At 32.1% G+C, this 579-nt stretch carries 1 protein-coding gene; it reads left to right on the top strand.

Annotated elements, in window-relative coordinates:
- Positions 1 to 332: 332 nt before the first annotated feature.
- Positions 333 to 579 (top strand): hypothetical protein (locus AC3G7N_RS21985; RefSeq protein WP_489424245.1); only part of this gene is annotated, 247 nt, incomplete at its 3' end.

Raw genomic sequence — 579 nt, 5'->3', positions numbered from 1 at the left:
AATATAAATACAGCATCATAGATCGCTATACCGTTAGCACCGGTTCAAACAATGTTCCAGCAATAAGGTTGTATAAACAATTTGGTTTCATCCCTTATCAGGAGATAGAAATTTCTAAAGGTATATCTATTTGTTTACTTGCAAAAGAAAAGACCCAAGCATAATGAACGCTTGAGCCCCACTTTTTGGTGAACATATTGTACTCTTTTATAAAAAACATCATATCTTAATAAAGAGAACCTGATGGAAGGAAAACCCAATTAATTGAATTTTGTAACTAGTATTTTGAAATTTCATGGTTTATAATTGTAAATTAAGGGGGTATTTACGAGGTGGAAGCAAAATTAGATGCTATATTAAGATCCTTAGAAGGTTTAAGGAAAGAGCAGGACGGATTTGAAAAGAAACTTGAATCATTTGAAGGAAAACTGAACAACTTCAAATCAAGGATGAACGAATTTGAATCAAAAATTGAAAGCTTAGATAGAAAACTGGATAACTTTATGGTGGAAACAGGAAATGGCTATAAGTTTGTTAAATTGGATAGACATAAGGCGCTTTATGAAATGATAGGCCATC

This window comes from Virgibacillus carmonensis, assembly GCF_057836705.1.
Note: the sequence above shows the minus strand (reverse complement) of the source record. Positions and strands in the feature narration are given on the sequence as shown.